Below are 23,009 nucleotides of genomic sequence, written 5' to 3' on the forward strand. Positions count from 1 at the left end.
CATCCAGCGCCGTCTCCGAGCCGTACTGCGTCGCCCGCCGGGCGTTTTCACGCGAGGTAGCGTGCCGGTCTTGCTGGCACTGCGCTGATCGATCCTTTTGGCCGGTACGAGACGTTCGTACCGGCCTTTTTGGCTCAGCGCTCGTCGTCGCGCTGATCGATGGTCTTTCGATAGCCGTCGATAAACGGCTGCTCGGCCTTGTCGATTCTATCCATGTTGGCGACCACGCGGTGCCAGTAGGGGTACTGCGGCGCCGGGCGGGTCGCCGCCTCAATGCGCTCGATCTCCTCCTGCGTCAGCGTCATTTCGGCGGCGGCCAGGTCGTCCTTCAGGTGCTCTTCGCTGCGCGCGCCGACGATCAAGGAGGTCACGCCGGGGCGGTCCTTCAGCCAGGCCAGGCACGTGCGCGGAATCGAGGCGTTATGCGATTGGCTGATCTCGGCGAGCAGCTCGATGATGTCGTAGGCGCGCTCCATGTCGTGGACGTAGGGCTCCGGCCAGCCGTTGCCCTGGCGGGTACCTTCCGGTGCCTTCTGGCCGCGGCGCACCTTGCCGTTGAACAGCCCCTCGCCCAGCGGCCCCCACACCAGCGTGCCGACGTTCTGGTCGATGGCCAGCGGCATCAGCTCATACTCCGCCTCGCGGGATTCCGGCGTGTAGTAGATCTGCTGGCTGATTGGGCCGGGCACGCGGTTGAGCTCGGCCTTACCGAGGGTCTTCATCATCTGCCAGCCGGTGAAGTTCGAGGTGCCGTGGTAGCGGATCTTGCCGCTCTGAATCAGATGATCCAGCGCGTAGAGCATCTCCTCGACCGGCGTTACGCCGTCCCAGTTGTGGATCTGGTAAAGGTCGATGTGGTCAGTCCCCAGGCGCTTCAAACTCGCCTCGCAGGCCTGAATCAGGTGATAGCGCGAAAAGCCGCTGTGATTGGGGTTATCCCCTAGCGGGCTTCGCGCCTTGGAGGCGAGGATAACGTCCTGGCGCTTGTCGCCCAGCGCCTTGCCGACGATCTCCTCGGTCTCGCCCATTGAGTAGAGATCGGCGGTATCGATCATGTTCACACCGGCATCGAGGGCCAGGTCGATCTGACGTTTGGCGCCGGCGACATCGACGCTCGCCGCCTTCTCGAAGCCGCCGCTGCCGCCAAAGGGCACGGTACCAAGCACGATTTCCGACACCAGCAGGCCGGAGTTTCCCAACGGGCGATATTTCATTTCGCAGCATCCTTGTTGAACGAAAGTGTGAGCCTCTACCGTGAGGCCAAGCCGTAAGCCTGGGAGATGCGCGGGCGTTGTCAAGGTGATGCCTGGTTCGATGACCGCGTTGGCGGCCAGAGCATCGCTCGATAAACGCTCGACAGCGTGTCGACAAGAGGGCTCATAAAAGTGTTATTACTGGTCAAGGCGACTTCAAGACAACATCGATAAACGCTTCCAATGAAAACACCTACAACCTTACAAGGAGTTGGCATGCTCGTTTCCCGCACTGCGTTACCCGCTGGCGTCGTCCTGCTTGCGCTGGCGCCCGCTGCCCTGGCCGCCCCCTTTACGCTGACGATCTACCACACCAACGACCTGCACGGGCGCACCGACCAGTACCCGCAGCTGGTCAGCGCCCTGGAGCAGGCGCGCAGCGAGTACGGCGAAGGGCTGTTGCTCGACGCCGGCGATATTTTCTCCGGCACGCTCTACTTCAACGCGTTCAAGGGGCTGGACGCCGTCGAGTTCATGAATGCGATGGGAGTGGACGCCTTCGTTCCCGGCAACCACGAGTTCGACCTGAACGACCCGGAAAACGGCCACCAGGCGCTGGCGGCGCTGTTCGAGGCCGCGGAGTTTCCCATTCTGGGTGCCAACCTTAACTTCACCGGCGCGCCGGAGTTTAGCGAGCTGCTGGGTGAATCGATCAGCGCCGAGCCGCAGCCGGGGCATCTTTATGACGGCGTGATCCTCGAGCAGGGCGGTGAGCGCATTGGCGTGTTCGGGCTGAGCACTCAGTCGAGCGAGAGCGTCTCGAGCCCGGGTAACGTCACTATTGGCGACTACCGCGCGGCGGCCGAGGCGATGGTCGAGGCGTTCGAAACCCAGGGCGTGAACAAGGTCGTCGCGCTAACGCATCTGGGGTATGACAGCGACCCGGCGGTGGGCAACGACCGGCTGCTCGCCCAGCACGTCGAGGGGATCGACGTGATCATCGGCGGGCACAGTCACACCCGGCTCGAGTCGCCCGTGACCGTGGCCGAGAACGACCGGGGCGAGGTGAAAGCGCCTACGGTCATCGGTCAGGCGAACGAGTACGGCCAGTACCTGGGCGTGATGCAGGTCACCTTCGATGATGACGGCGTGGTGACGGAGGCCAGCGGCGAGCTGCTGGCGGCAGAGGACTTCGAGCCGGACCCGGATGCCGACGCGATGCTCGCGCCTTATACCGCTCAAATCGAGGAGCTGCGCGACGCCGAGGTGGGCGTCACGCTCGACGAGACCTTGCCCAACCCACGCCACGGAAACGGCGACGAACAGAGCGTGCGTGCCAATGAAACCGCGCTGGGTAACCTAATCGCGGATGGCCAGCTTGCCGCCGCGCGCCGGGTGAACCCGGAGACCGTGCTGGCGTTGCAAAACGGCGGCGGCGTGCGCGAGCCGATTCCACAAGGCCCCGTGACCGTGGGTGAGCTGATCGCCGTGCAGCCCTTCGGCAATCGCCTGACGCTGATGGACCTGACCGGCGCCGAGCTTTTGGACACTTTCGAGATCGCTCTGGCCGGCGCTCCGGAGGAGAGCGGTGCGTTTTTGCAAATCTCCCAGGGCACCGAGGTGGTGTATGACAGCTCCGAGCCTGCCGGCGAGCGCGTGGTGAGCCTGAAGGTGACCGAGAACGGCGCGCTCACCGATATCGACCCGGCGCGCACCTACGTGGTCGCCACCAACAACTTCACCGCCGCCGGTGGCGATAGCCACACCGCGCTTGAAGGCGCGCATGAGGATGATCGTAGCCACATCGTCGGCAATACCGACTGGGAAATGCTGCGCGACTACCTGGTGGAGCAGGGTGAGATCGCGCCCCGAGTGGAAGGGCGCATCGTCGATGTGGCAGGGGAGTGAGAGTGAGTGAGCGAGTAAGCGCTTACTTGCTCGTCAGCCGGTGCGCTGACCGCTTTCACGGTTGAACGGGTGTAGAGCGCTGCGGGCGATATAAAAGCGCAGCGTCTCGCCCTCGTTTACCGGTGGCTCTCCGCCGCCGGTGCGGATCACCGTGGGCTGCTCGCTGCCCGCCAAGCGCACGTACAGGTGGCTTTCGGCACCGGCGGCCTCGAAAAGCTCCAGGGTGGAATCGACCACCAGGTGCGGGGCGCTGGGCGCACTCAGGTGCATGTCGTCCGGGCGGATGCCGACGATATCGGTGCCGGCGGGCAGGTCGTCGAGCAGGTTGTCGGCGCTTCGCGTGGCCAGATACTCGACGGGCAGCATGTTCATCGCCGGCGAGCCGATGAAGCCGGCCACGAACATGCTCGCCGGGCGATTGAAGATCTCCATCGGCGTGCCCACCTGTTCGATCTTTCCGGCGTTCAAAACGACCAGCCGGTCGCCCAGGGTCATGGCTTCCAGCTGGTCGTGGGTGACGTAGAGGCTGGTGGTCTTGAGTCGGCGCTGTAACTGTTTGATCTCGACGCGCATCTGTACGCGTAGCTTGGCGTCCAGATTCGATAGCGGCTCGTCGAACAAAAACGCCGCCGGCTCACGCACCAGTGCCCGGCCCATGGCCACCCGCTGGCGCTGGCCGCCGGAGAGGTTGCGCGGCTTGCGCTGAAGGTACTCCTCTATCTCGAGCATCTTCGCGGCCTTGCGCACCCGCTCCTCGATCGCGGGCTTTTTGAAGCCGCGGTTTTTCAGCCCGTAGGCGAGGTTGTTGTACACCGTCATGTGCGGGTAGAGCGCGTAGTTTTGAAACACCATGGCGATGTCGCGTTCGGCGGGCTCTAGCTTGTTGACCACCCGGTCACCGATCTTGAGTGTGCCTTCAGAAATCGTCTCGAGCCCCGCTACCATGCGTAAAAGCGTGGATTTACCGCAGCCCGACGGACCCACCAGCACCACGAACTCGCCGTCTTCGATGGCAAGGTCGATGCCTTTGACGGCCTGCACGCCGCCGGCGTAGGTCTTCTTGATTCCTTCCAGGGTGATACTGGCCATGCTATTTCTCCGTCTCGGTCAGGCCTTTCACGAACAGTTTCTGCATCAACAGCACCACCATCACCGGCGGCACCATGGCCAGCATCACGGTGGCCATGATCAAATTCCACGCCGGTACCCGATCGGACGAGGCCATCAGGCGTTTGATCCCCAGCACGACGGTATAGAAATCCTCGTCGGTGGTGACCAGCAGCGGCCACAGGTACTGCACCCAGCCGTAGATGAACATGATCACGAACAGCGCGGCGATATTGGTGATCGATACCGGCAGCAGAATGTCCTTGAAGAACTTCATCGGCCCGGCGCCGTCGACACGGCTCGCCTCCATCAGCTCCTCGGGCACGGTCATGAAGAACTGGCGAAACAGAAACGTCGCCGTGGCCGAGGCGATCAGCGGCAGCGTCAGCCCGGCGTAAGAGTTGAGCATGCCAAGATTTGCGACCACCGCGTAGGTGGGGATGATGCGTACCTCCACCGGCAGCATCAGCGTGATGAAGATGATCCAGAACGCCAGCAGGCGAAAGCGAAAGCGAAAGTAGACGATGGCGAACGCCGAGAGAATCGAGATCGCGATCTTGCCGATGGCAATCGTCAGCGCCATGATCGTCGAGTTGCTCAGCATCAGCCAAAGCGGCGGGGCGCCGGCGACCTGCCAGCCGGAGCCGAGCATCTGTGAGTAGGTGTCCCACAGATTGTCGCCGGGCGTGAGCGGCAGCACCCCGCGCACGAAGGCGCCGGGTTCGTGGGTCGAGGCGATGAACGCCACGTACACCGGAAACGCCACGACCAGCACGCCGAGAATCAACACCGCGTGGGTCAGAATATTCAGGAAGGGTCTGTTTTCGACCATTGTTAAGACCTTTGCGCTAGTAGTTGACCCGGCGTTCCACGTAACGGAACTGGATGAAGGTCAGAAGAATCACGATGCCCATCAACAGCACCGACTGGGCCGACGACGAGCCAATGTTGAGCCCCGCCACGCCGTCGGTATAGACCTTGTAGACCAGCGTCATGGTCGCCTGGCCCGGCCCGCCGCCGGTGGTGGCGTCGATCACCCCGAAGGTGTCGAACATCACGTAGTTGATGTTGATGATCAGCAAAAAGAAGGTGGTCGGCGACAGCAGCGGAAAGACGATGCTCCAAAAGCGCTTGAAGGGCGTGGCGCCGTCGATGGCGGCAGCCTCGATCAGCGATTTGGGCACCGACTGAAGCCCGGCCAGAAAGAACAGGAAGTTGTAGGAGATCTGCTTCCAAGCCGCCGCGATGGTGATCAGTATCATCGCCTGGCTGCCGGAGACCCGGTGATTCCAGTTAATGTCGAACCAGTCGAGCACGTGGGGCAGAAGCCCAATGGTCGGGTTGAACAGAAACCACCACAGCACCCCGGCCACCACCGGCGCCACCGCGTAGGGCCAGACCAGCAGCGTGGTGTAGAACTTCGCGCTTCTCAGCACCCGGTTGACACACACCGCCAGCAACAGCGCCAACCCCATGGAGAGCACCGTGACCGAGACGGCAAAGATCGCCGTGCGCCCCAGAGCGTTCAAGTAGCTTGGATCACTCAGAATGCGTGCGTAGTTCGAAAGGCCCACGAAGGTGGTCTTGAAGCCGAAGGCGTCGGTGCGCTCGAAGCTCGACTTCACCGCCTGGCTCGCCGGCCAGATGAAGAACACCAGCGTGATAATGAGCTGCGGCGCCAACAGGCAGTAGGGAAGCCACCGGTTCTGATAGGTGGAGCGTTTGGTCTGCATGATGAATCCTGTATTACGAGCGCCCGGAAAAGCCGTCCCGTGAGCCCCACCTTGAAAGTGAAAGGCAGGCCCAGGGGAAGGCTCTCACGACGAACCCCGGCGTAAGGGCCGGGGTTCGTGAGACGATCAAGCGTTAGTTATTGGCCGACTCGAAATCGCGCAGGATCTGGTTGCCGCGCTCTACCGCGTCATCCAGCGCTTCCTGGCCGGTCTTGTCGCCCGCCAGCACCGCCTGGAACTCTTCGTCGAGCACCATGCGCACCTGCGGGTAGTTGCCAAAGCGCAGGCCTTTGGAGTTCTCGGTGGGCTCGTTCAGGTTGATCTGCTCGATGGCGAGATCCGCACCCGGGTTCTCCTCGTAGTAGCCCTGCTCCTGGCTCAGCTCATAAGCGGCGGTGGTGATCGGCAGATAGCCGGTGCCCTGGTGCCACTCGGCCTGTACTTCAGGAAGCGACAGGTACTCCAAAAACTCCGCGACGCCGGCGTACTCGTCGTCTTCATGACCGGAGAGCACCCACAGCGTCGCGCCGCCGATGATCGAGTTCTGCGGGGCGCCCTCGACGTCATCGTAATAGGGCAGCATGCCGAAACCGACTTCGAAATCGGAGTTGGCCAGCACGTCGGCGCGCGAGGCCGAGGAGTTCATGTACATCGCGCAGTCGCCGGCGTAGAACGAGGGCGCAGCGTCCGGGCCGTTGGCGGGGCCGGCGTAGCTGTAGACGCCGCTGTCGCTCCACTCCTTCAGCTGGTCCCAGAAGCGCGCCTGCACCTCGCCGTTGAAGACGAACTCGGTGTCCATGCCGCCAAAGCCGTTCTCTTTGGTGCCGATCGGCTGGTTGTGCAGCGCCGAGAAGTTCTCGAGGCCGATCCAGTTGGCCGCGTAAGCCATGGTGAAACCACACGATGCCGCGCCTTCGTCGACGATCTGTTGACCCATCTCGCCCATTTCCGCCCAAGTGGTCGGCGGGGTTTCCGGATCGAGTCCGGCGGCCTCGAAGGCGTCCTTGTTGTAGTAGAGGATCGGCGTCGAGGAGTTGAACGGCATCGAGAGCATGTTGCCGTCGGTGTCGGTGTAGTAGCCGGTCACCACGGGCAGATAGTTGTCCGCATCGAAGTCGTTGCCGTGCGCTTCCATCAGCTCGAAGACGGGGTAGATGGCGCCCTGGGCGGCCATCATGGTGCCGGTGCCGACTTCATAGATCTGTACCAGGTGCGGCTGTTCGCCGGCGCGGAAGGCGGCGATGGTGTTGACCATGGTCGCTTCGTACTCGCCCCGGTAGGAGGGCGTGACCTGGTACTCATCCTGTGTGGCGTTGAAGTCCTCGGCCAGCGCGCTTAGGCGCTCGCCGAGCTCGCCGCCCATGGAGTGCCACCATGTGATCTCGGTGGCGGCCTGGGCGGACATGCTCAGGGTGGCCGCGGCGATACCGACGGATAACGCGCGTAACGTGAAACGAGACATACATCACTCCTTGTAGGCCCGGGCAGGGCCGGGCGGCGCAGTACGTTTATTGAGCTTGTGGGGTGCACTGAACAGTAGTGAGTCTATATGACAAATTGATGAACGATAACCGGACAAAGGTTCAAGGCTCATGCCACTTTGGCAGTAGGCGAGCGCGGTGGGCAGTGCTAGGGTGGGGCAACGCGCTTAACCCGAGACACGTCATGACGAATGCAGAATCGCTTCTTTCCCAACTCATCGCCTTTGATACCACCTCCCGCGGCTCCAACCTGGCGCTGATCGAATTCGTCGAAGGTTATCTGGCCGAGTACGGCGTCGCCTCCGAGCGGGTGATGAGCCCCTGTTATACCAAGGCGAATCTGATCGCGCGCATCGGCCCGGACGCGCCGGGTGGGGTGATGCTGTCGGGCCATACCGACGTAGTGCCGGTCGAGGGCCAGCCTTGGTCGACGGATCCGTTCACGCTTCACGACGGCGGCGACGGCCGGCTTTACGGTCGCGGAAGCTGTGACATGAAGGGCTTTATCGCCTGCGCGCTGGCCATGGTGCCCGCGTGGGTAAAAGCACCGCTTGCTCAGCCCATCTACTTTGGCTTCTCTTATGACGAGGAGATCGGCTGCGTCGGCGCGCCGGACCTGATCAAGCGCTTTTACGAGCACTACTCCACCACCGCCCATGTCATCGTCGGTGAGCCGACCCTGATGCAGCCGGTGGTTGCACAAAAAGGCGCGACCAACCTGCGCACCACCGTGACCGGGGTCGAGGCGCACAGCAGTCAGGTCAGTCAGGGCACCTCGGCGATCCACGTGGCCGCGCGGCTGGTGAGTTTCATCGAGGACACCATGGCGGCACTGGTGGAAGAGGGCCGGGTGGACGACGCCTTCAACGTACCCCACACCAGCCTGCACGTGGGCAGAATAAAGGGCGGCACGGCGATCAACATCATGGCTCGCGAATGCACCTTCGAGTGGGAGATCCGCCACCTGCCGACCGAGACTTTCGACGAGGTGTTTGCCCGGTTCACGCAGTACGCCGATTCGCTCAAGGCAGAGCTCGCCGCGCGCGGCAAGCAGGTTGTGATCGACACCGAGGCGCTCAACGTCACCGTGCCGGGACTTGCCGATCGCGACAACGCCGCCGTGCTGCGTTTGGCCAAGGATCACCTGCCCGATGAGTGCTGTAACCACGCGGTGGCCTACGCCACCGAGGCCGGGCAGTTCCAGGGCCAGGGGCTTCAAACGATCATCCTCGGCCCCGGCAGCATCGCCCAGGCCCACCAGCCCGACGAGTACATCGAGAAAAGCGAGCTTGAGGCGTGCGTCGAATTCATGACCAGAATGGGGCAGGCGTTAGAGGCGCCATTCGAGGGGTAGATGAAAGTGGTTTTGATGGGGAGGCAGACAGGCCGGTGCTGTGCCGGGCAGCCCTACACGAGGGCGCTGTGAATACCTCCCTGTACGCTACTTTCGCCATCCTTGGCGAAAGACCCTCGTTACGGGCTGCCCGGCACGGCTGACAAGGTGGATTGGCCATGGGCCACCAACGAAAACACCCGCCATGAGCGGGTGTTTTGGGTATCGCCAAACGTTTCTGTCAGGGCGAGGAGTGCTCTTCGAAAAGCTCTGCCTTGGCGTCGCGCATGACCTCCTCGCAGGCCTGCTGATGGGCAAGCTGGGTAATCAGACCCTGGGTGACTTCGAAGCCTTTCATCAGGCAGGTATCCACCTCGGCGAGGCTAATGGCCGGCGTTACGTGACAGTCGATTCTGACCGTACGGCCTCCGCCCTGAAGGCGGTCGGCGAAGCGCCGCAGTCGCCAGGCAAGTCGTTCTTTCCATCGGGCCGCGTCTACCGCGCCCTCGTTTACGCTAAACGTGCACTGCCATTCCGGTCTGTATACCTTCATGCGAACCTCCGCTGCGTCTGGAAAGATAGTTGGGTCGTGTGTCGTACTCCGTCTTTTTGGCAATGTGACTCTGCTACTATACCCACATTGACCGCGACCGATACAGGAAAAAGGCCCGATGCACCTGCGTTAATGGGGCCACCGTTATGACTTCCAGTTTGATGACACCCTGCCCCTGTGGCAGTGGCGCTGTGTACCAAACGTGCTGCGGCGTCTACCACCAGGGCGTGGCCGCCCCCACGCCCGAAGCGCTGATGCGCTCGCGCTATAGCGCCTTCGCACTCGATCTTGTCGATTATCTGAAAGCCACCTGGCACTCCAGCACCCGGCCTAAAACGCTTGCGCCGGACCCGGCCACGCAGTGGAAGCGCCTTTCTATCGAGTGCGCGCCCACACCTGAAGGCGAGCAGGGCACCGTTCACTTCAAGGCGTTCTTTTGGGAAGGCGGCTGGCACGTGCTGGAGGAGGTCTCGCGCTTCGTATTCGAGGCCGGGCGCTGGTACTACGTCGACGGCGACCCTCGCCTCGAGACACTCAAGCCCGGGCGCAACGAGCGTTGCCCGTGTGGGAGCGGGCGCAAACTCAAGGCGTGCTGCGGTGGCTAACGGCGAAGGCGCACGGGCGCCGTGGTATCTTTACCTGCTGGAGTGCCGGCGCGGCACCTACGCCGGCATCACCAACGACCTAACCAAACGCTACCGGGCCCACTGCCAGGGCAAGGGGGCGCGCTATACCCGCGCCAACCCGCCCCAGGCGCTGCTGGGCGCTCAGCCGTTTGAGAGCCGCGCCGAGGCCAGCCGCGCCGAGTACCGCCTGAAGCAGCAAACGCCCACCGAGAAGCGCCGCTGGGCGGCCCGCTGGCCCTGCTGCGCGCCCGACGACTGCCCATGACTTTCAAGGAGCCACCGCCATGAAGACGTTTTTCTCCGATCAGAGCTTTCGCCGCCAGGCGGCCACCGAGCTTCACGGCAGCACGCTGGTAGCGCCCTATGAGACGCCCCGACGCATGGAGATCGTACTCGAGGCGCTCGCGCGCGCCGGGCTCGAGGTGCAGACGCCCGGCGAGTACGGCCTGGCGCCGGTGGAGGCGGTACACGACGCGGGCTATATCGACTTCATCACCCACTTCTGGCCGCGCTGGCAGGCCGAAGGTCACCCGGGAGAGGCCATCCCCAGCATCTGGCCAGCGCGCACGCTGCGCGCCGACCGTATCCCCCGCTCGCTGGAAGGCCAGCTTGGCTACTACGCCCTGGCCGCGGAAACCTCGCTGTGCGAAGGCACTTTCGAGGCCGCGCTTGCCAGCAAGGACACGGCGCTGGCGGCGCTGGAATACACCCTTGAAACCGGTGAGCCGAGCTTTGGGCTGTGCCGTCCGCCGGGCCACCACGCGGCGACGGATCAGTTCGGCGGCTATTGCTTTTTCAACAACGCCGCCATCGCTGCCCAGCGCGCGCTGGATAACGGCCATCAGCGCGTGGCGGTGCTCGATGTCGACTTCCACCACGGCAACGGCACCCAGCAGATCTTCTATCGCCGCTCGGACGTCTTTTTCGCCTCGCTGCACGGCGACCCGGACGTCACCTTTCCCTACTACTCGGGCTACGCGGACGAAACCGGCGAAGGCGAGGGCGAGGGCTTTACCGCCAACTACCCGATGGCGCCGGGCACGGCGGTCAGCACCTGGATGACGGCGCTCGACGACGCGCTTGCAAGGATCATTCGCGCCGAGTGCGAGCTGTTGGTCGTCTCGCTCGGGGTAGATATCTTCGAGAACGACCCCATCAGCACCTTCACCTTCAAGCGCGACGACTTCGCAGCGCTTGGCAAGCGCTTGGCCCAGGCGGGGCTGCCCTGCGTTTTATTGATGGAAGGGGGCTACGCGGTGGACGACATCGGGGCCAATGTGGTAAGCGTACTGCAGGGTTTCGAGTCATAAGCCTCGAAACGCGGCGCGATGGATGACAGCGCGCGCCAATTCGGGCAGTCTAGCGCCCTTTTCAGCCCGTTTGGTGGCAAGGAGTTAACGCGTGGCAGTGTATGGCGGCATTCAGGCACACGAGGTGGAGCGCTGGCTCAACGCCCTGGTCAATGCTGCCTTCGACCGGCGCTGCCCGCTTTCCAAAGTGCACGGCGGCACGGCGCGGGCTCGTACCGCCCGCCAGGATCTGCTGTGCCTGGCCCAAACCTTTCGCGGTGAACAGGGCTCGAGCGACGCCGTCGCCGATAGCCTCAGCCGCTGGTGCCAGCACTATCTAACCGAAACCGAGTGGTACGTGCTGGTCAGCGGCAAAAAGCCCCGCGCGGCTGCCCCGGCTCCTGCCGTACCGGCTCAAGACGAAAGCGCCTCCGCCGAGGCCATCGAGGCGCTGCTGCAGCACAAGGTCGGCTAAGCGAGCGCTTAACGACGCCGCCGGCGCGCTGCTACAATGGATGAATGAACAGTGCCCTCTCCGTGCCCGCCACGGCCTCCCTGGATGATCCCCTCTACTACCTGACGAACTTTCGTTATGTGCTCGCGTGGGTGAACGATTGCCACCACGATCTGCTGGGCGAACCCGAACGCGTATTTCTGAGCGCTTTCGAGACGCTGCCGCAACCCTCTCAGGCGCTGCTGGCGCGCATGGTGATGCGCAAGGGCGAACTCTTTAGAACCGGCAAGCTCGTCTATGGCGAAATTGGTGACACCCATCAGGCGTTGGCGCCGCTGGTGGAGGCCGGACTGGTCGAGTTCGATCCGGCGCTCACCGCCGCCGAGCTTTGCCATCACCTGCGTTTGGTCGAGCTCAAAAAGGCCCTGGCGTTTGAGATCCGCGCCGCGGGCCTGGGCGCCTCGCCGGCCAAAAAAGCGCTGCTGGAGCACCTCGTGCCAACGCTTTCGGCGGTCAAGCCCTTGAGCGAGTGGTGGCCGGAGGCACCGGATACGCTGGTGCGTCTAAGCGTCATGGAAACCTGCGACCGGCTGCGGCTGATGTTCTTTGGCAACTTGCGCCAGGACTGGGCGGAGTTCGTGCTCACCGAGCTTGGCCGGCAGCGCTTCGAGCCGGTGGCGCTCTCGCCCGACGCCCGCGCGTTTGCCCACCGCGACGAGGTCACCACCTATTTACACCTTCACCGGCTGCGCGAGCGCCTGAGTGACGGCGAGCCGCCGGCCGCGCTTTTCGAAGAGGTGCCGGAGGCCGGCGACAGCCGCTGGCTTGGTGCCCGACGAAGCCGGCTGCTGGTGAGCATGGGCCGCGAGGCCGAGCGCGGCGGCGACGAGGCGCTTTCACTCACGCTTTATCAGGCGGCCACCGGCAGCGACGCCCGCATTCGACAGCTTCGCCTGCTGGAGCGGCGCGGCGAAGACCGCCGCGCGTTGGAGCTCGCCCGCGCCGCGCTCGAAGACGGCCCGCGCGAAAGCGAGCGCCAAGCGCTGGAGCGCCTGATTCCGCGGCTGGAAAGACGCTTGGGCGGCCCGCCGGTCAAGCGCGGGCAGGATGCCTCGGTGGCCATAAAAACCCTGACGCTTTTGGGACCGCGGCCCGTCGAGCGCGCGGTGGCCGAGCACCTGGCCACGCCTAGGGCGCCGGTGTTTTATGTCGAGAACAGCCTGATCACCGGGCTTTTTGGTCTGCTGCTGTGGCCGGCGCTCTTTAAGCCGCTGCCCGGCGCCTTCTTCCACCCGTTTCACAGCGCCCCGGCGGATCTTTACCGCGAGGACTTCGTCGAGGCGCGCCGCGAGGAGATCGACGCCTGCTTGGCGCGCCTGGACGATGGCCGCCACGTTCAAGGCATTCGCGACGTTTTCGCCGACAAGCACGGCACCGCCTCGGCGTTCATCCACTGGCCGGCGCTCGACGAGACGCTGCTGGAAACGGCGCTGGCGTGTATTCCCGGCCACCATCTGCGCGCGCTGTTCGAGCGGCTGCTGGAGGATCTCAAGCACAATCGGGCGGGTTTTCCCGATTTGATCCAGTTCTTCCCCGAGGCCGAAGGCGACGTACGCTATCGCATGATCGAGGTGAAAGGGCCCGGCGACCGGCTGCAGGATAACCAGCGCCGCTGGCTCGCCCATTTCGAGCGCCACGGTATCCCCGTCGAGGTGTGCCACGTGCGCTGGCAGGCCACCTCTTGAGCGAGTACAGGGTCGCGGCGCGCGCGCTTTGTGAATTCACCGCGCGCCGGGGCGATCTCGACTACCGCTTCACCCCGGCGCCCAGCGCCCAGGAGGGCATCGCCGGCCATACGCTGGTCGCAAGCCGCCGCGGCGAGGGCTACATTGCCGAGCTTCCACTTGCCGCCACCGTCGAAGGCCTGCGCGTGTCCGGCCGGGCGGACGGCTATGACCCGAACGCCAACTGCCTGGAAGAGGTGAAGACTCACCGCGGCGATCTTTCGCGCATGGCGGACAACCAGCGCGCGCTGCATTGGGCCCAGGTGAAGGTGTACGGGGCGCTTTTGTGCGCCGAGCGTGAGCTTTCCCGGGTGACACTGGCGCTGGTGTATTTCGAGATCAGTAGCCAGCGTGAGACCCGGCTGAGCCAGGAATTCGACGCCTTTGAGCTCCAGACGTTCTTTCGTGATCAGTGCCGGCGCTTTCTCGCTTGGGCGAAGCAGGAAGCCGCCCACGTCGAGGTTCGAGACGAACGCCTGGGCGCGCTTACCTTTCCCCACGCGAACTTTCGCCCGGGCCAGCGCGCGCTGGCCGAAAATGTGTTCAAGGCAGTGAGCACCGAGCGCTGCCTGCTCGCCCAGGCGCCTACCGGCATCGGTAAGACGCTGGCCACGCTCTTTCCCATGCTCACCGCCATGCCGCGAAAGCGCTTGGACCGGGTGGCGTTTCTGACCATGAAAACCCCCGGCCGGCGGCTGGCGCTGGACGCCCTTCAGACCCTACAGGGCGCAGGCGCAACGCCGCTTCGCGTGGTCGAACTGGTCGCGCGCACCAAGGCCTGCGAGTTCCCGGAGCGCGCTTGCCACGGCGAAGCGTGCCCGCTGGCGGCGGGCTTTTATGATCGCTTACCAGAGGCGCGCGCGGCCTGCGTCGAGCGCGGCTTTCTCGACCGCGAAGGGCTCAGGCAGGTAGCGCTTGCACACGACGTCTGCCCCTATTATCTGGGCCAGGAGATGGCGCGCTGGGCAGATGTGGTGGTGGGCGATGTGAACCACTGGTTCGACACCCACGCGCTGCTCCACGGCCTGGCGGCGGCGGGCGACTGGCGAGTGGGGGTACTGGTTGACGAAGCGCACAATCTGGTCGAGCGCGCCCGGGGCATGTACAGCGCCGAGGTGTCGCAACAGCGCTTCAACCAGGCGAAAAAGGGCGCTCCGGCGGCGCTGAAAAAGCCGCTGGACCAGTTGGGTCGCCAGTGGAAGGCGCTGTCAGACGGCGGTGAGGCCGTGACTGAGCGCTATCGGCTGCTGGAGGAGCTGCCCGGCAAGCTCGTCGGCGCGCTCTACAAGGTGGCAAGCGCCATCACCGAGTATCTGGGCGAGCACCCGGAGGCGGCAAGCCTCGCGCTTCAGGAGCTTCTGTTCGAGGCGCTGGGGTTTTGCCGGTTGGCGGAGTCCTTTGGTAAGCACTCGCTTTGCGACGTCACCCGTCTGGGGCGCGGGCGCGCGGTGCTCGGCATTCGCAACGTCATTCCGGCAGACTTTCTCGCCCCGCGCATCGAGCGCGCCCAGAGCCTGGTGCTCTTTTCCGCGACGCTCACGCCGCCGCGCTACTACCGCGACCTGCTGGGCCTGCCTTTGGACAGCGTCTGGCGCGAGATCGACTCACCTTTCGCCGCGCACCAGCTCAGCGTCAGGCTCGCGCGCCACATCTCGACGCGCTACCGCGACCGGGAAGCCTCTGTTACGCCCATCGTTGCCACCATCGCCGAGCAGTATCGGGAGATGCCCGGCCACTATCTGGCGTTTTTCAGCAGCTTCGCCTATCTCGACGCGGTGTTCGAGCGCTTTACCCGCGACTGGCCGGAAATTCCCGCCTTTGCCCAGACCCGCGGCATGGCGGAAGACGCGCGCGAAGCGTTTCTGGCACGCTTCACTCCCGGCGGGCGCGGCGTGGGCTTTGCGGTGCTGGGCGGCGCCTTCGGCGAAGGCGTGGATTTGCCCGGCGACCGGCTGATCGGCGCATTTATCGCAACGCTTGGCCTACCCCCGTTCAACGCCTACAACGAAGCGCTGAAGGCGCGCCTGCACGAGCGCTTCGGCGAAGGCGAGGCCTACACCTACCGCATTCCCGGCATGATCAAGGTGGTACAGGCCGCCGGCCGAGTGATCCGCGGCCCCGACGATGAAGGCGTGGTGGTGCTGATGGACGACCGCTTCGACCAGAGCGCCGTGCGCGGGCTGCTACCGAGCTGGTGGGCGCTGTAGTCTCGGCACAAAGCTCACGTCGCCAGCGCCGAGAACGCCAGCCCCATCACGCTGACCGCAATCAGCACCACCCCCAGCACGCGAAAGAAGAGCACCGTGTCAGCCTTTTGCAGGTAGCGGTGGGCGCGCTGGCCGAGCAGGTGGCCGGCAAAGGCGCAGGGCAGAAGCCAGAGCTGGTGAATGAGCTGAAGATCGACGCCGGCGACGATGAACGACACCATCTTGATCACCACGAGGATGAACCAGAGCACGAACATGGTATCGCGCAGCTGCTCCTTCGCCACGTGGGCGGCGAATACGGCCACGATCAAGGGCGCCCCGATCAGCGAGGTGCCGCTGACGTAGCCGCCCAGGCCCAGCAGCACGACATCGACGTAGCGGTGCTGGCTCTTGAACGGTTTGTTCAGCACGTAACCGATGGCGTAGATGAGCACGATGGCGAAGATGATATTGGTCATGATCATGGGGGGCAGCGTCAAAAGCCCGACCACGCCGACCAGCTTCGGCACGATCATGATCTTCAGCGCCTTTTTGAGATAGCGCCAGTCGATGTTGCTTTGAACGGCGCTCTTTGTGTCCGCCTTGATCTGGCGATTGCCTTGCCAGGCGATCCAGCTCGAGAAGATCAAAAGATGAATGGCGATGATCGGCAGAAACACCAGCGGGTCGTTATGCACCAGCAGCAGAAACGGCAGGGCGAGCACCGCGCCGCCAAAGCCCAGGCTCGTACGCACGAAGCCGCTCCAGGCAAAAATCAGCCCGATGAGCGCGTACTGGTACCACAAAAGATCCGCCATTCGTCGGCTTCCCTGATCGAACAAACGTTAAAGAGCGCCGCCGCCGGGTCCTTTTTCCCCGGCGGCGGCTATGCTGAATTCAAGCCTACCAGGAAATGGCCCCCAAGCGGCACTCCCAAGCACTCTTTCAACACAACGGAACGTGTTTCCCCATGCCAACATCGAAAAAACCGATCAGCTTTTTCGTGCACCATCAGGGGCGCGGTCACGCCCGCCGCGCCATGGCGATCATCCGCCACTTCGCGCTTGATCGCCCGGTCAGCGTCCTGACCGCCGACCCCAGCCTGTTCGACGGCTTCGAGCGCGACATCGACGTGGTGGCGCTGCCGGACATGATCGGCGCCGCGGTGCCGACCCAAGCGCTTTACGAGCAGCCGACGCCGTCGGTGATGCACTGCGTGCCGATGGGCGTGGTCGAAATGCGCCAGACCATGCGGGCCGTGCTCGATCATCTCGATGACATCGATGCGGGGCTGTTCGTCATCGACGTCTCCGCCGAGCTGGCGCTTTTATCGCGCATTGCCAGCGTCCCGGCGGTGAGTATTCGTATGCACGGCGACCGTAACGACCCGGGCCATTTGGGCGCTTACGAGGCGAGCGTGGCCATGCTCGCGCCGTTCGATGAGCGCCTGGAACAGGCCGATTACCCCGCGCACCTGCGCGCGAAAACCTTTTACAGCGGCGGCCTGTGTACTACCACGGCCCGCGTACCCAGCCGCGAAGAGGCGCGCGCGCGGCTAGGGCTCGACCCGGACCGCGAGATCGTCGTTGCGTTGACCGGCGGCGGCGGGGCGGGCACGCCCTACGCGCCGCTCACCGTGGCCGCCCGCGCCGCGCCGGAAACACTCTTTATCACCATCGGCCCGCTGCACCTGGAAGGGCATGAAACCGACTTCGCCAATTTGATCAACGTCGGCTGGGTCGAGAACGTGGTGGAGTATCTCGCCGCCAGCGACATCGTGCTCGCCTCCGCCGGCGACAACACGGTGCATGAAATCGCGATGCTCAGGCGGCCTTACATAGTGGCCCCAGAGTGGCGCTACTTCGGCGAGCAGGTGCGCAAGGCCGAGCGGCTGGCGGCGCTGGGCGCGGCGGTGAACATGCCGGTATGGCCCGGCGATTTCGCTGGCTGGCAGGCGGTGCTCGCAAAGGCGAGGGGCCTAGACGTCGAGCGCCTTGCTCCGCTGTTTGACGAAACCGCCGCCCGCCGCGCCGCCGAGTGGCTGGAGGCGTGCGTTGACCGGCTCTGGGAAGGCGCACCGACGGTGCCGACGCTCGAACGGGTTCGCGCCTGACGCGCGTTTAGCCCGCGCTAGCCAAAGCGCGCACTTTCGGGCAGGCGCGCGCGCTCGATATCATCGACGCTTGGGTAGCGCACCACGTCGATGTCAGACGCATCGGGCGACCAGCGAATCGCGCCGGCCTCACGAAACTGGTTCAGCCAGTACTCCATGCACCAGCGCCCCCAGCGGGCGTGAAAGCGCCGGGCGTTGTCGATGATCGCCTCGAAATGCGGCCAGGGCGGCGCGTATACGGCGTGGTGCTGGTGCCAGGCCATCGCCCCGCCGACCCAGTAAAGCGCCACGCCGGCGCTTTCGAGCCGCCAGGCGTAGTCGGTCTCCTCGCCGCCGTAGCCCACATACCCTTCGTCCATGCCGCCGGCGCGCAGGTGATCCGCCTTCATCAGTGCAAACGAGAGCCCCCATAAATGGCCGTGATCCGGCTCCGGGCGTATCTCGTGCTCGTCGATAGTTGGCCGCGCCGGGTGGCGCTCGCCCCGGGCGGCAAGCGCCGTAAAATCGAGCGCGCCGTTTGGGCGGCGCACCACCGCGCCGGCGGCCAGGTAGTGCACCTCGCCGATATAGAGCGCGGCGCGCTCCACCAACGCCTGGCGATAGCGCGCGACGAGCGTGGGCGAGGCGATGCAGTCCACGTCGAGAAACACCAGGGCCTCATTGGAGGCCGCCTCGACCGCGGCGTTGCGGGCGCGGGCAAGCGGCAGCGCCTCGCCCTCGACGAACACGTGGCGCACGGGAAAGCCGACCTCGGGCAGGAGCGCGTGCGCCTCTGGCTGCATCCAGGCGATGATCAGCTCGTCCGGCGGGCGGGTCTGGGCGTCGAGACTTAGCATCAGGTTGATCAGATGCTCGCGGCGCCCGCGCACCAGCGTCAGGGCGCTAATGTTCAAGATGCTAACGTTCATGAAGCGATACCGCTGAGCGGCCTGAACCGCGGGCGGCTTTGAAAGTGCTTTACGCCTTCGATCACGCCCTGGGCATGGGGCGCGCGGGCGATGTAGACGTGGCCCATGCCCGGCGCTTGGGCGAGGCCGTCGCTGTAGTTGGCCACCAGGATCGAACAGGGGGAGGCGCGCAGCATGTCCAGGTCGTTGCCGGAGTCGCCGGCGACATAAAGCGCCGCCTCGTCGACGCCCAGGTGCGCGCGCACGTGGGCGACCGCCCGCCCCTTGGAGGCGGCCTCGGGCAGGATATCGACGTAGCGGCCGTGGCTGTGGATCACGGTGCAGCGAAGCCCTTGCTGCTGCAGATGTTGGGTCAGGCGCTGGGCGATATCGGCGCTGTCGTCGCTTAAAAAGCTCAGCTTGTGGCGGCGCTGCTCGAGCGGGCCTTGGGGCATGAGGTCTTTGACGTCCTCGAGTGCTTTGATCAGCGCCTCGCGCTGCCAGTGGCGGTCGATCGCCTCGCGCCAGGTCGTGTCTTCGCGGTAGGTGACGCCATTGGCTTCCAGGTAGTGGATCTCGGTGCCCACCGAGGAGATGATCAACTGCGGGTAAGGGATGCCCGCCTGGGCGAGGATCATGAGCGCGCTGTGAAAGCTTCGCCCGGTGGCAACGCCAAAGCCGAGCGTTGGCTGGCCCGCGAACCAGCGGTTGAAGGCGCTCACGCCGGCGATCGAGCCGGTCAGGGTGTTGTCGATATCGCAGATCAAAAGCGCGTCGATGGCGTCGAGCGCCGGGCGCGCGGCCGGTGCGGTCAGGCGCGTTAACAGGTCGTGGTAGCGCTCGGTGTGGCGCTGCCAGTCGAAGGCCTTGACCGCCTGGCGGCCGTTGTCCGCCATTTGGCGCCAGCGCGCCGGGTCGTTGAACAGCGCCAGCGCCTCGCGGCCGATATCCTCGGCCCGGCGCGGGTTGACCAGCACGCCGTTGCCGCACTGCTCGATGATATCGTTTGGCCCGCCGCTGTCGGTGGCGATCAGCGGAAGTCCCGCGGCGGCGGCTTCCAGCAGGGTAAGCCCGAAGGGCTCGTTGAGCGCCGGGTTGACGAAAATGCCGCCGCGCTCGCGGGCCCAGGCGTAGAGTGCTTTGATGTCGTCCGGGGCGTGGTGCTTGGGGTAGGCGACGTGGCCGTACAGGTCGAAATCGTCGATCAGCGTCAACAGGTCGTGCAGGTTGCCGGCGATCTCCGGCTCCAGGGTGTCGATGTGATCGCGCACGCCGGCGACGATCACCAAATTCGCCTTTTCCCTGAGCGCGGCGTTGTCGCCGAAGGCGCGCACCAGGGTGGCAAGATTCTTGCGCGTGACCGGCCGGGCGATGGCGATCAGCGCCGGCTTGTCCGGGTCGATCAGAAAGGGCGCGAGCATCGCCTCCACCGCCGGGGTCGAACGGGCGCTTTCGAAATCGCCCAGGTGGCTGCCCGGGGCGATCACGCGGATGTTGCCCGGCGCGTAGCCGTCGTAGTCGGCGTACTGGTTTTCGGCCTCGTCGCGGGAGCTTGCAACAATCAGCGTCGCCTCTCGAATCGCGCGCTCCTCAAAAGCGATACGCCGCGAAAGCGCTTGCAGGGTCTCATCGTCAAGCGTCTCGCCTTCGTACTCCAAGCACTTTCGCTTGCTGCGCCCAAGCGAGTGAGCGGTGAATACAAACGCAATGCCGCGACGCGCCTGCACTTCGGCGGCGACCTCGCCGGCGTCGGCGTAGTGGGCGTGAAGGATCGCGGGCTTTTGGGGCAGCGCATCGAGCCAGGTAACGAAGGCGTCGGTAAAGGAGGGCAGCTCCTGCCAGAGCGCCTCCTTGGAAAGATAGTCGGGGCATGCACTTGGCAGGCGAATCAGCTCGATGTTAGGGCCGACCTGCTCCGCGCCGGGGCCGTAGTCGATGTCGCTAAACTGGCATTGAAAGGCGCGGGTGACTAACGTTAGTCGCGTAACGGCTGGATCCAGCGCCGAGGCTTCGACCAGTTCCAGCAGGTAGCGAATGTGCCCACCGGTGTCTGCGGTAATGCCGTATTCGACATCGTGACCGCGAAGGCAGCCCTGCAAGGCAATATGTACGATATGCATGTCGTGAATTCCCTTTCACTCAAGGCCTCACCGCGCCATGACCATTGAAAAGCGTATACGCATTGCCCAAGTCGCTCCAGTGATCTTTCCCTCGCCGCCCCCAGGCAGCGGCGGGACTGAACGCATTGTGGCGGACTTGACCGAGGCGCTCTTTAACCTTGGTTACGATGTCGCCTTAATTGGCCCGTCGGACTGCCAAACCCCGGCGCGCTCGAGGCGCGGGTGTTGGAAGCGCTGCGCGTGCATCTCGACGAGTTCGACGTGATCCACTGCCACGGCGAGTTTGCCCACGCCGCGCTTTTGGGCCGCCGCCGCGCCCACAGCGTGACCACCGTGCACTGGCGGGTGGACGAGCTCGACCGGCAGCTGTTCTTCGATGGTTTTCCGGATCTGCCGGTAGCGGCGATCTCCCACGCTCAGGCGCGTGCCGTCCCTCGGTCGAACCTGGCCGGCGTCGTTCACCACGGCTTGAACGCCGAGCGCTTCACGCTGGGGGCGGGCGACGGCGGGTATCTGGCGTTCATCGGCCGCATGACCGACCAGAAACGCCCGGACCGCGCCATCGAAGTGGCACGCAAAACCGGCTACCCCTTGAAACTTGCCGGCGGCGTGGACGTGGGCAACCCGGGCTGGTTCGACGCCCACGTGGCTGGCCACCTCGATGAATCCATCGTTCATGTGGGCACGGTCGACGATACGCAAAAGCAGGCGCTTTTGGGCGGTGCGGCGGCGCTACTATTTCCCATCGACTGGCCAGAGCCCTTTGGGCTGGTGATGATCGAGGCGATGGCCTGCGGCACCCCGGTCATCGCTTGGCGCAACGGCAGTGTGGAGGAGGTGGTCGAGCATGGCGTGACCGGTTTTATCGTGGAGACGATCGGTGAGGCGGCGGCCGCAGTGGCGCGGCTGGCCGAGCTCGATCGTGCCCGCATCCGCGAGCGCTTTCTGGCGCGCTTCACCGCCGAGCGCATGGCGCGCGACTACGTCGCGCTCTATGAGCGGCTGCTGGCGCTAGAGGGAGGCGTCGGCTTTCAGAAGCGTTCTGCCCAGCACCGCCACAATGAGGGCCAGGCTCAGACATAAAAGCCCCATCGCGATATACACGTCGCGCAGCGACTCGAGCCCCTGCAGCACCCAGGAAACCACGATGGGCGAGATGAACTGGCCAAAGAAGAACGCCGAGGTGAACCCGCCGAACACGCGAGCGCGCGCCCGCTCCGGCGCAATGCGCATCAGCCAGGTCGTGGTGTTGGGCATGAACAAGCCAAGGCCGAGCCCCGCCACCGCCGCGCCCACCACCGCCATGGCGTACCCTTGGGCGGCGCCGGTGATGAATAGCCCGAGCGCGGCGATGAAAAAGCCCAGCACGTAGATCGTCATCACCGAGAAAAACATCTTCACGCGGCCGTAGTAAAAGCTCACCAGGCTTGCGCTCAGCGCCGCCATGGAGAGCGCCGCGCCGATGGCCAGGCCGCTGTCGATGCCCTGGCTTGTGAGCAGAAACGGCAGCTGCGCGGGGAACATGTAGAACATCATCATGCTGATCATGGCGATCAGATAGGCAAGCCCGGTACGCCAAAGATCCAGCCGTACCGCCGGCGCCTGAGACGCGGCGCTGTCGCTCGTCGTCCGGTGCGGCTCGCGCAGCACCATCAGCGCGTAGGGCAGCAGCAGCACGCCGGTGAGATACAACAAAAACGGCCCCCGCCAGCTCCAGTCCGACAATAGCCCGCCCAGGTTGATGAAGATCACCCCGCCCAGCGCCATGGAGCTACTTTGAAGCCCGAGAAAGCGCACCCGCTCGGCGCCGCTGAAGTAATCGCCCACCAGCGTCGTGCTGATGCTCAAGATACCCGCCACCGCCACGCCCATTAGTGCTCTAGATGCCAGCAGCAGGTTCACGCTATCGATTAAAAAGCCCGAGGCGCCGGCCAGCCCGTAAATCGAGAGCATCAGTATGAGCAGCGGCTTACGCCCGAAGCGGTCGGCCAGATAGCCCATCAGCGGGCTGAACAGCGTGATCATCAGTGCCGGCAGCGTCAAAATCAGCTGGATCAGTACCTGGGGGGCGTCGGCGTAGAAGCGGCCGATGCCGGGTAGCGCCGGTGAGATGATCGCGCCGGACATCACGGTCATGGTGCTGGCGAACAGTAGTACCGCCTTGGTATGTGTCGCGTGGTGAATGATGGCTCTCCGTTTTCGATCGATAGCGATCGACTAGAGTAGCACATCTGTTAGCAGG

The 23,009-nt window shown here is 64.5% G+C and carries 20 protein-coding genes; 10 read left to right on the top strand and 10 right to left on the bottom strand.

Annotated elements, in window-relative coordinates; translation table 11 throughout:
- Nucleotides 1-134 precede the first annotated feature (134 nt).
- Entirely contained in the window at nt 135-1,214 is a 1,080-nt protein-coding gene (locus MQW23_RS00875; protein ID WP_252105929.1) for an aldo/keto reductase, read from the bottom strand.
- 255 nt (nt 1,215-1,469) lie between these two features.
- On the opposite strand from MQW23_RS00875, the gene MQW23_RS00880 reads away from it, so the two are divergent.
- Nucleotides 1,470-3,101 (top strand): bifunctional metallophosphatase/5'-nucleotidase, encoded by a 1,632-nt coding sequence (locus MQW23_RS00880; protein ID WP_252105930.1) that lies wholly within the window; start codon nt 1,470-1,472, stop codon nt 3,099-3,101.
- A 33-nt stretch (nt 3,102-3,134) separates the two neighbouring features.
- Here MQW23_RS00880 and MQW23_RS00885 read toward each other — a convergent pair whose 3' ends face one another.
- From MQW23_RS00885 to ugpB, 4 genes are all read right to left on the bottom strand, one after another.
- The gene (locus MQW23_RS00885; RefSeq protein WP_252105931.1) at nt 3,135-4,190 is read right to left on the bottom strand and encodes a sn-glycerol-3-phosphate import ATP-binding protein UgpC; all 1,056 of its coding nucleotides are present in this window, start codon (nt 4,188-4,190) and stop codon (nt 3,135-3,137) included.
- A gap of 1 nt (nt 4,191) precedes the next feature.
- The gene (gene ugpE / locus MQW23_RS00890) at nt 4,192-5,040 is read right to left on the bottom strand and encodes a sn-glycerol-3-phosphate ABC transporter permease UgpE (protein WP_252105932.1); all 849 of its coding nucleotides are present in this window, start codon (nt 5,038-5,040) and stop codon (nt 4,192-4,194) included.
- A gap of 16 nt (nt 5,041-5,056) precedes the next feature.
- Nucleotides 5,057-5,941 (bottom strand): sn-glycerol-3-phosphate ABC transporter permease UgpA, encoded by an 885-nt coding sequence (gene ugpA / locus MQW23_RS00895; RefSeq protein ID WP_252105933.1) that lies wholly within the window; start codon nt 5,939-5,941, stop codon nt 5,057-5,059.
- 133 nt (nt 5,942-6,074) lie between these two features.
- A complete protein-coding gene (gene ugpB, locus MQW23_RS00900) occupies nt 6,075-7,403 on the bottom strand; it encodes a sn-glycerol-3-phosphate ABC transporter substrate-binding protein UgpB (protein WP_252105934.1) in 1,329 nt (442 codons plus the stop codon).
- Between the two features lie 203 nt (nt 7,404-7,606).
- Between ugpB and argE the strand changes: the two genes are divergently transcribed.
- Nucleotides 7,607-8,776: an acetylornithine deacetylase gene (gene argE / locus MQW23_RS00905; RefSeq protein ID WP_252105935.1), complete on the top strand. Its 1,170-nt coding sequence runs from the start codon at nt 7,607-7,609 to the stop codon at nt 8,774-8,776.
- A gap of 220 nt (nt 8,777-8,996) precedes the next feature.
- Here argE and MQW23_RS00910 read toward each other — a convergent pair whose 3' ends face one another.
- Nucleotides 8,997-9,308: a hypothetical protein gene (locus MQW23_RS00910; protein ID WP_252105936.1), complete on the bottom strand. Its 312-nt coding sequence runs from the start codon at nt 9,306-9,308 to the stop codon at nt 8,997-8,999.
- Between the two features lie 146 nt (nt 9,309-9,454).
- Between MQW23_RS00910 and MQW23_RS00915 the strand changes: the two genes are divergently transcribed.
- From MQW23_RS00915 to MQW23_RS00940, 6 genes are all read left to right on the top strand, one after another.
- Nucleotides 9,455-9,913 carry a YchJ family protein gene (locus MQW23_RS00915; protein ID WP_252105937.1) on the top strand — a complete coding sequence of 153 codons (459 nt, stop codon included), beginning with the start codon at nt 9,455-9,457 and terminating at the stop codon, nt 9,911-9,913.
- On the top strand, nt 9,906-10,199 hold the full coding sequence (locus MQW23_RS00920; protein ID WP_252105938.1) for a GIY-YIG nuclease family protein: 294 nt from the start codon (nt 9,906-9,908) through the stop codon (nt 10,197-10,199). Before MQW23_RS00915 ends, MQW23_RS00920 begins: the two co-directional genes overlap by 8 nt.
- 19 nt (nt 10,200-10,218) lie before the next feature.
- A complete protein-coding gene (locus MQW23_RS00925) occupies nt 10,219-11,244 on the top strand; it encodes a histone deacetylase family protein (RefSeq protein WP_252105939.1) in 1,026 nt (341 codons plus the stop codon).
- Between the two features lie 91 nt (nt 11,245-11,335).
- Nucleotides 11,336-11,698: a hypothetical protein gene (locus MQW23_RS00930; protein ID WP_252105940.1), complete on the top strand. Its 363-nt coding sequence runs from the start codon at nt 11,336-11,338 to the stop codon at nt 11,696-11,698.
- Nucleotides 11,699-11,742: 44 nt separating this feature from the next.
- A complete protein-coding gene (locus MQW23_RS00935) occupies nt 11,743-13,422 on the top strand; it encodes a VRR-NUC domain-containing protein (protein ID WP_252105941.1) in 1,680 nt (559 codons plus the stop codon).
- Nucleotides 13,419-15,668, top strand: coding sequence for an ATP-dependent DNA helicase (locus MQW23_RS00940; RefSeq protein ID WP_252105942.1), 2,250 nt, complete (start codon nt 13,419-13,421; stop codon nt 15,666-15,668). Before MQW23_RS00935 ends, MQW23_RS00940 begins: the two co-directional genes overlap by 4 nt.
- Nucleotides 15,669-15,682: 14 nt before the next feature.
- Here the strand turns inward: MQW23_RS00940 and MQW23_RS00945 are convergent, their stop codons facing one another.
- The gene (locus MQW23_RS00945) at nt 15,683-16,465 is read right to left on the bottom strand and encodes a sulfite exporter TauE/SafE family protein (protein ID WP_252105943.1); all 783 of its coding nucleotides are present in this window, start codon (nt 16,463-16,465) and stop codon (nt 15,683-15,685) included.
- Between the two features lie 152 nt (nt 16,466-16,617).
- On the opposite strand from MQW23_RS00945, the gene MQW23_RS00950 reads away from it, so the two are divergent.
- Nucleotides 16,618-17,760, top strand: coding sequence for a glycosyltransferase (locus MQW23_RS00950; RefSeq protein WP_252105944.1), 1,143 nt, complete (start codon nt 16,618-16,620; stop codon nt 17,758-17,760).
- 17 nt (nt 17,761-17,777) lie between these two features.
- Here MQW23_RS00950 and MQW23_RS00955 read toward each other — a convergent pair whose 3' ends face one another.
- Together MQW23_RS00955 and MQW23_RS00960 are read right to left on the bottom strand one after the other, a co-directional pair.
- On the bottom strand, nt 17,778-18,668 hold the full coding sequence (locus MQW23_RS00955; protein ID WP_252105945.1) for a glycosyltransferase family 2 protein: 891 nt from the start codon (nt 18,666-18,668) through the stop codon (nt 17,778-17,780).
- Nucleotides 18,665-20,767, bottom strand: a complete 2,103-nt coding sequence (locus tag MQW23_RS00960) for an HAD-IIB family hydrolase (RefSeq protein WP_252105946.1) — start codon at nt 20,765-20,767, stop codon at nt 18,665-18,667. Before MQW23_RS00960 ends, MQW23_RS00955 begins: the two co-directional genes overlap by 4 nt.
- Before the next feature lie 225 nt (nt 20,768-20,992).
- On the opposite strand from MQW23_RS00960, the gene MQW23_RS00965 reads away from it, so the two are divergent.
- Nucleotides 20,993-21,850, top strand: coding sequence for a glycosyltransferase (locus MQW23_RS00965; protein ID WP_252105947.1), 858 nt, complete (start codon nt 20,993-20,995; stop codon nt 21,848-21,850).
- Here MQW23_RS00965 and MQW23_RS00970 read toward each other — a convergent pair.
- Nucleotides 21,779-22,981 carry an MFS transporter gene (locus tag MQW23_RS00970; protein WP_319022796.1) on the bottom strand — a complete coding sequence of 401 codons (1,203 nt, stop codon included), beginning with the start codon at nt 22,979-22,981 and terminating at the stop codon, nt 21,779-21,781. The genes MQW23_RS00965 and MQW23_RS00970 overlap by 72 nt on opposite strands.
- Between the last annotated feature and the right edge of the window lie 28 nt (nt 22,982-23,009).

Origin of the sequence: Halomonas sp. S3-1-1 (genome assembly GCF_023757625.1) — a bacterium.
Lineage (GTDB): Bacteria > Pseudomonadota > Gammaproteobacteria > Pseudomonadales > Halomonadaceae > Vreelandella.

Excerpts from the sequence above, each read along its gene's own strand:
- MQW23_RS00885 (WP_252105931.1), bottom strand. The coding sequence starts at position 4,190 with ATGGCCAGTATCACCCTGGAAGGAATCAAGAAGACCTACGCCGGCGGC.
- MQW23_RS00950 (WP_252105944.1), top strand. The coding sequence starts at position 16,618 with ATGCCAACATCGAAAAAACCGATCAGCTTTTTCGTGCACCATCAGGGG.
- MQW23_RS00910 (WP_252105936.1), bottom strand. The coding sequence starts at position 9,308 with ATGAAGGTATACAGACCGGAATGGCAGTGCACGTTTAGCGTAAACGAG.
- MQW23_RS00880 (WP_252105930.1), top strand. The coding sequence starts at position 1,470 with ATGCTCGTTTCCCGCACTGCGTTACCCGCTGGCGTCGTCCTGCTTGCG.
- MQW23_RS00960 (WP_252105946.1), bottom strand. The coding sequence starts at position 20,767 with ATGCATATCGTACATATTGCCTTGCAGGGCTGCCTTCGCGGTCACGAT.
- MQW23_RS00925 (WP_252105939.1), top strand. The coding sequence starts at position 10,219 with ATGAAGACGTTTTTCTCCGATCAGAGCTTTCGCCGCCAGGCGGCCACC.
- argE (WP_252105935.1), top strand. The coding sequence starts at position 7,607 with ATGACGAATGCAGAATCGCTTCTTTCCCAACTCATCGCCTTTGATACC.
- MQW23_RS00935 (WP_252105941.1), top strand. The coding sequence starts at position 11,743 with ATGAACAGTGCCCTCTCCGTGCCCGCCACGGCCTCCCTGGATGATCCC.
- ugpE (WP_252105932.1), bottom strand. The coding sequence starts at position 5,040 with ATGGTCGAAAACAGACCCTTCCTGAATATTCTGACCCACGCGGTGTTG.
- MQW23_RS00915 (WP_252105937.1), top strand. The coding sequence starts at position 9,455 with ATGACTTCCAGTTTGATGACACCCTGCCCCTGTGGCAGTGGCGCTGTG.
- MQW23_RS00875 (WP_252105929.1), bottom strand. The coding sequence starts at position 1,214 with ATGAAATATCGCCCGTTGGGAAACTCCGGCCTGCTGGTGTCGGAAATC.
- ugpB (WP_252105934.1), bottom strand. The coding sequence starts at position 7,403 with ATGTCTCGTTTCACGTTACGCGCGTTATCCGTCGGTATCGCCGCGGCC.
- MQW23_RS00955 (WP_252105945.1), bottom strand. The coding sequence starts at position 18,668 with ATGAACGTTAGCATCTTGAACATTAGCGCCCTGACGCTGGTGCGCGGG.
- ugpA (WP_252105933.1), bottom strand. The coding sequence starts at position 5,941 with ATGCAGACCAAACGCTCCACCTATCAGAACCGGTGGCTTCCCTACTGC.
- MQW23_RS00945 (WP_252105943.1), bottom strand. The coding sequence starts at position 16,465 with ATGGCGGATCTTTTGTGGTACCAGTACGCGCTCATCGGGCTGATTTTT.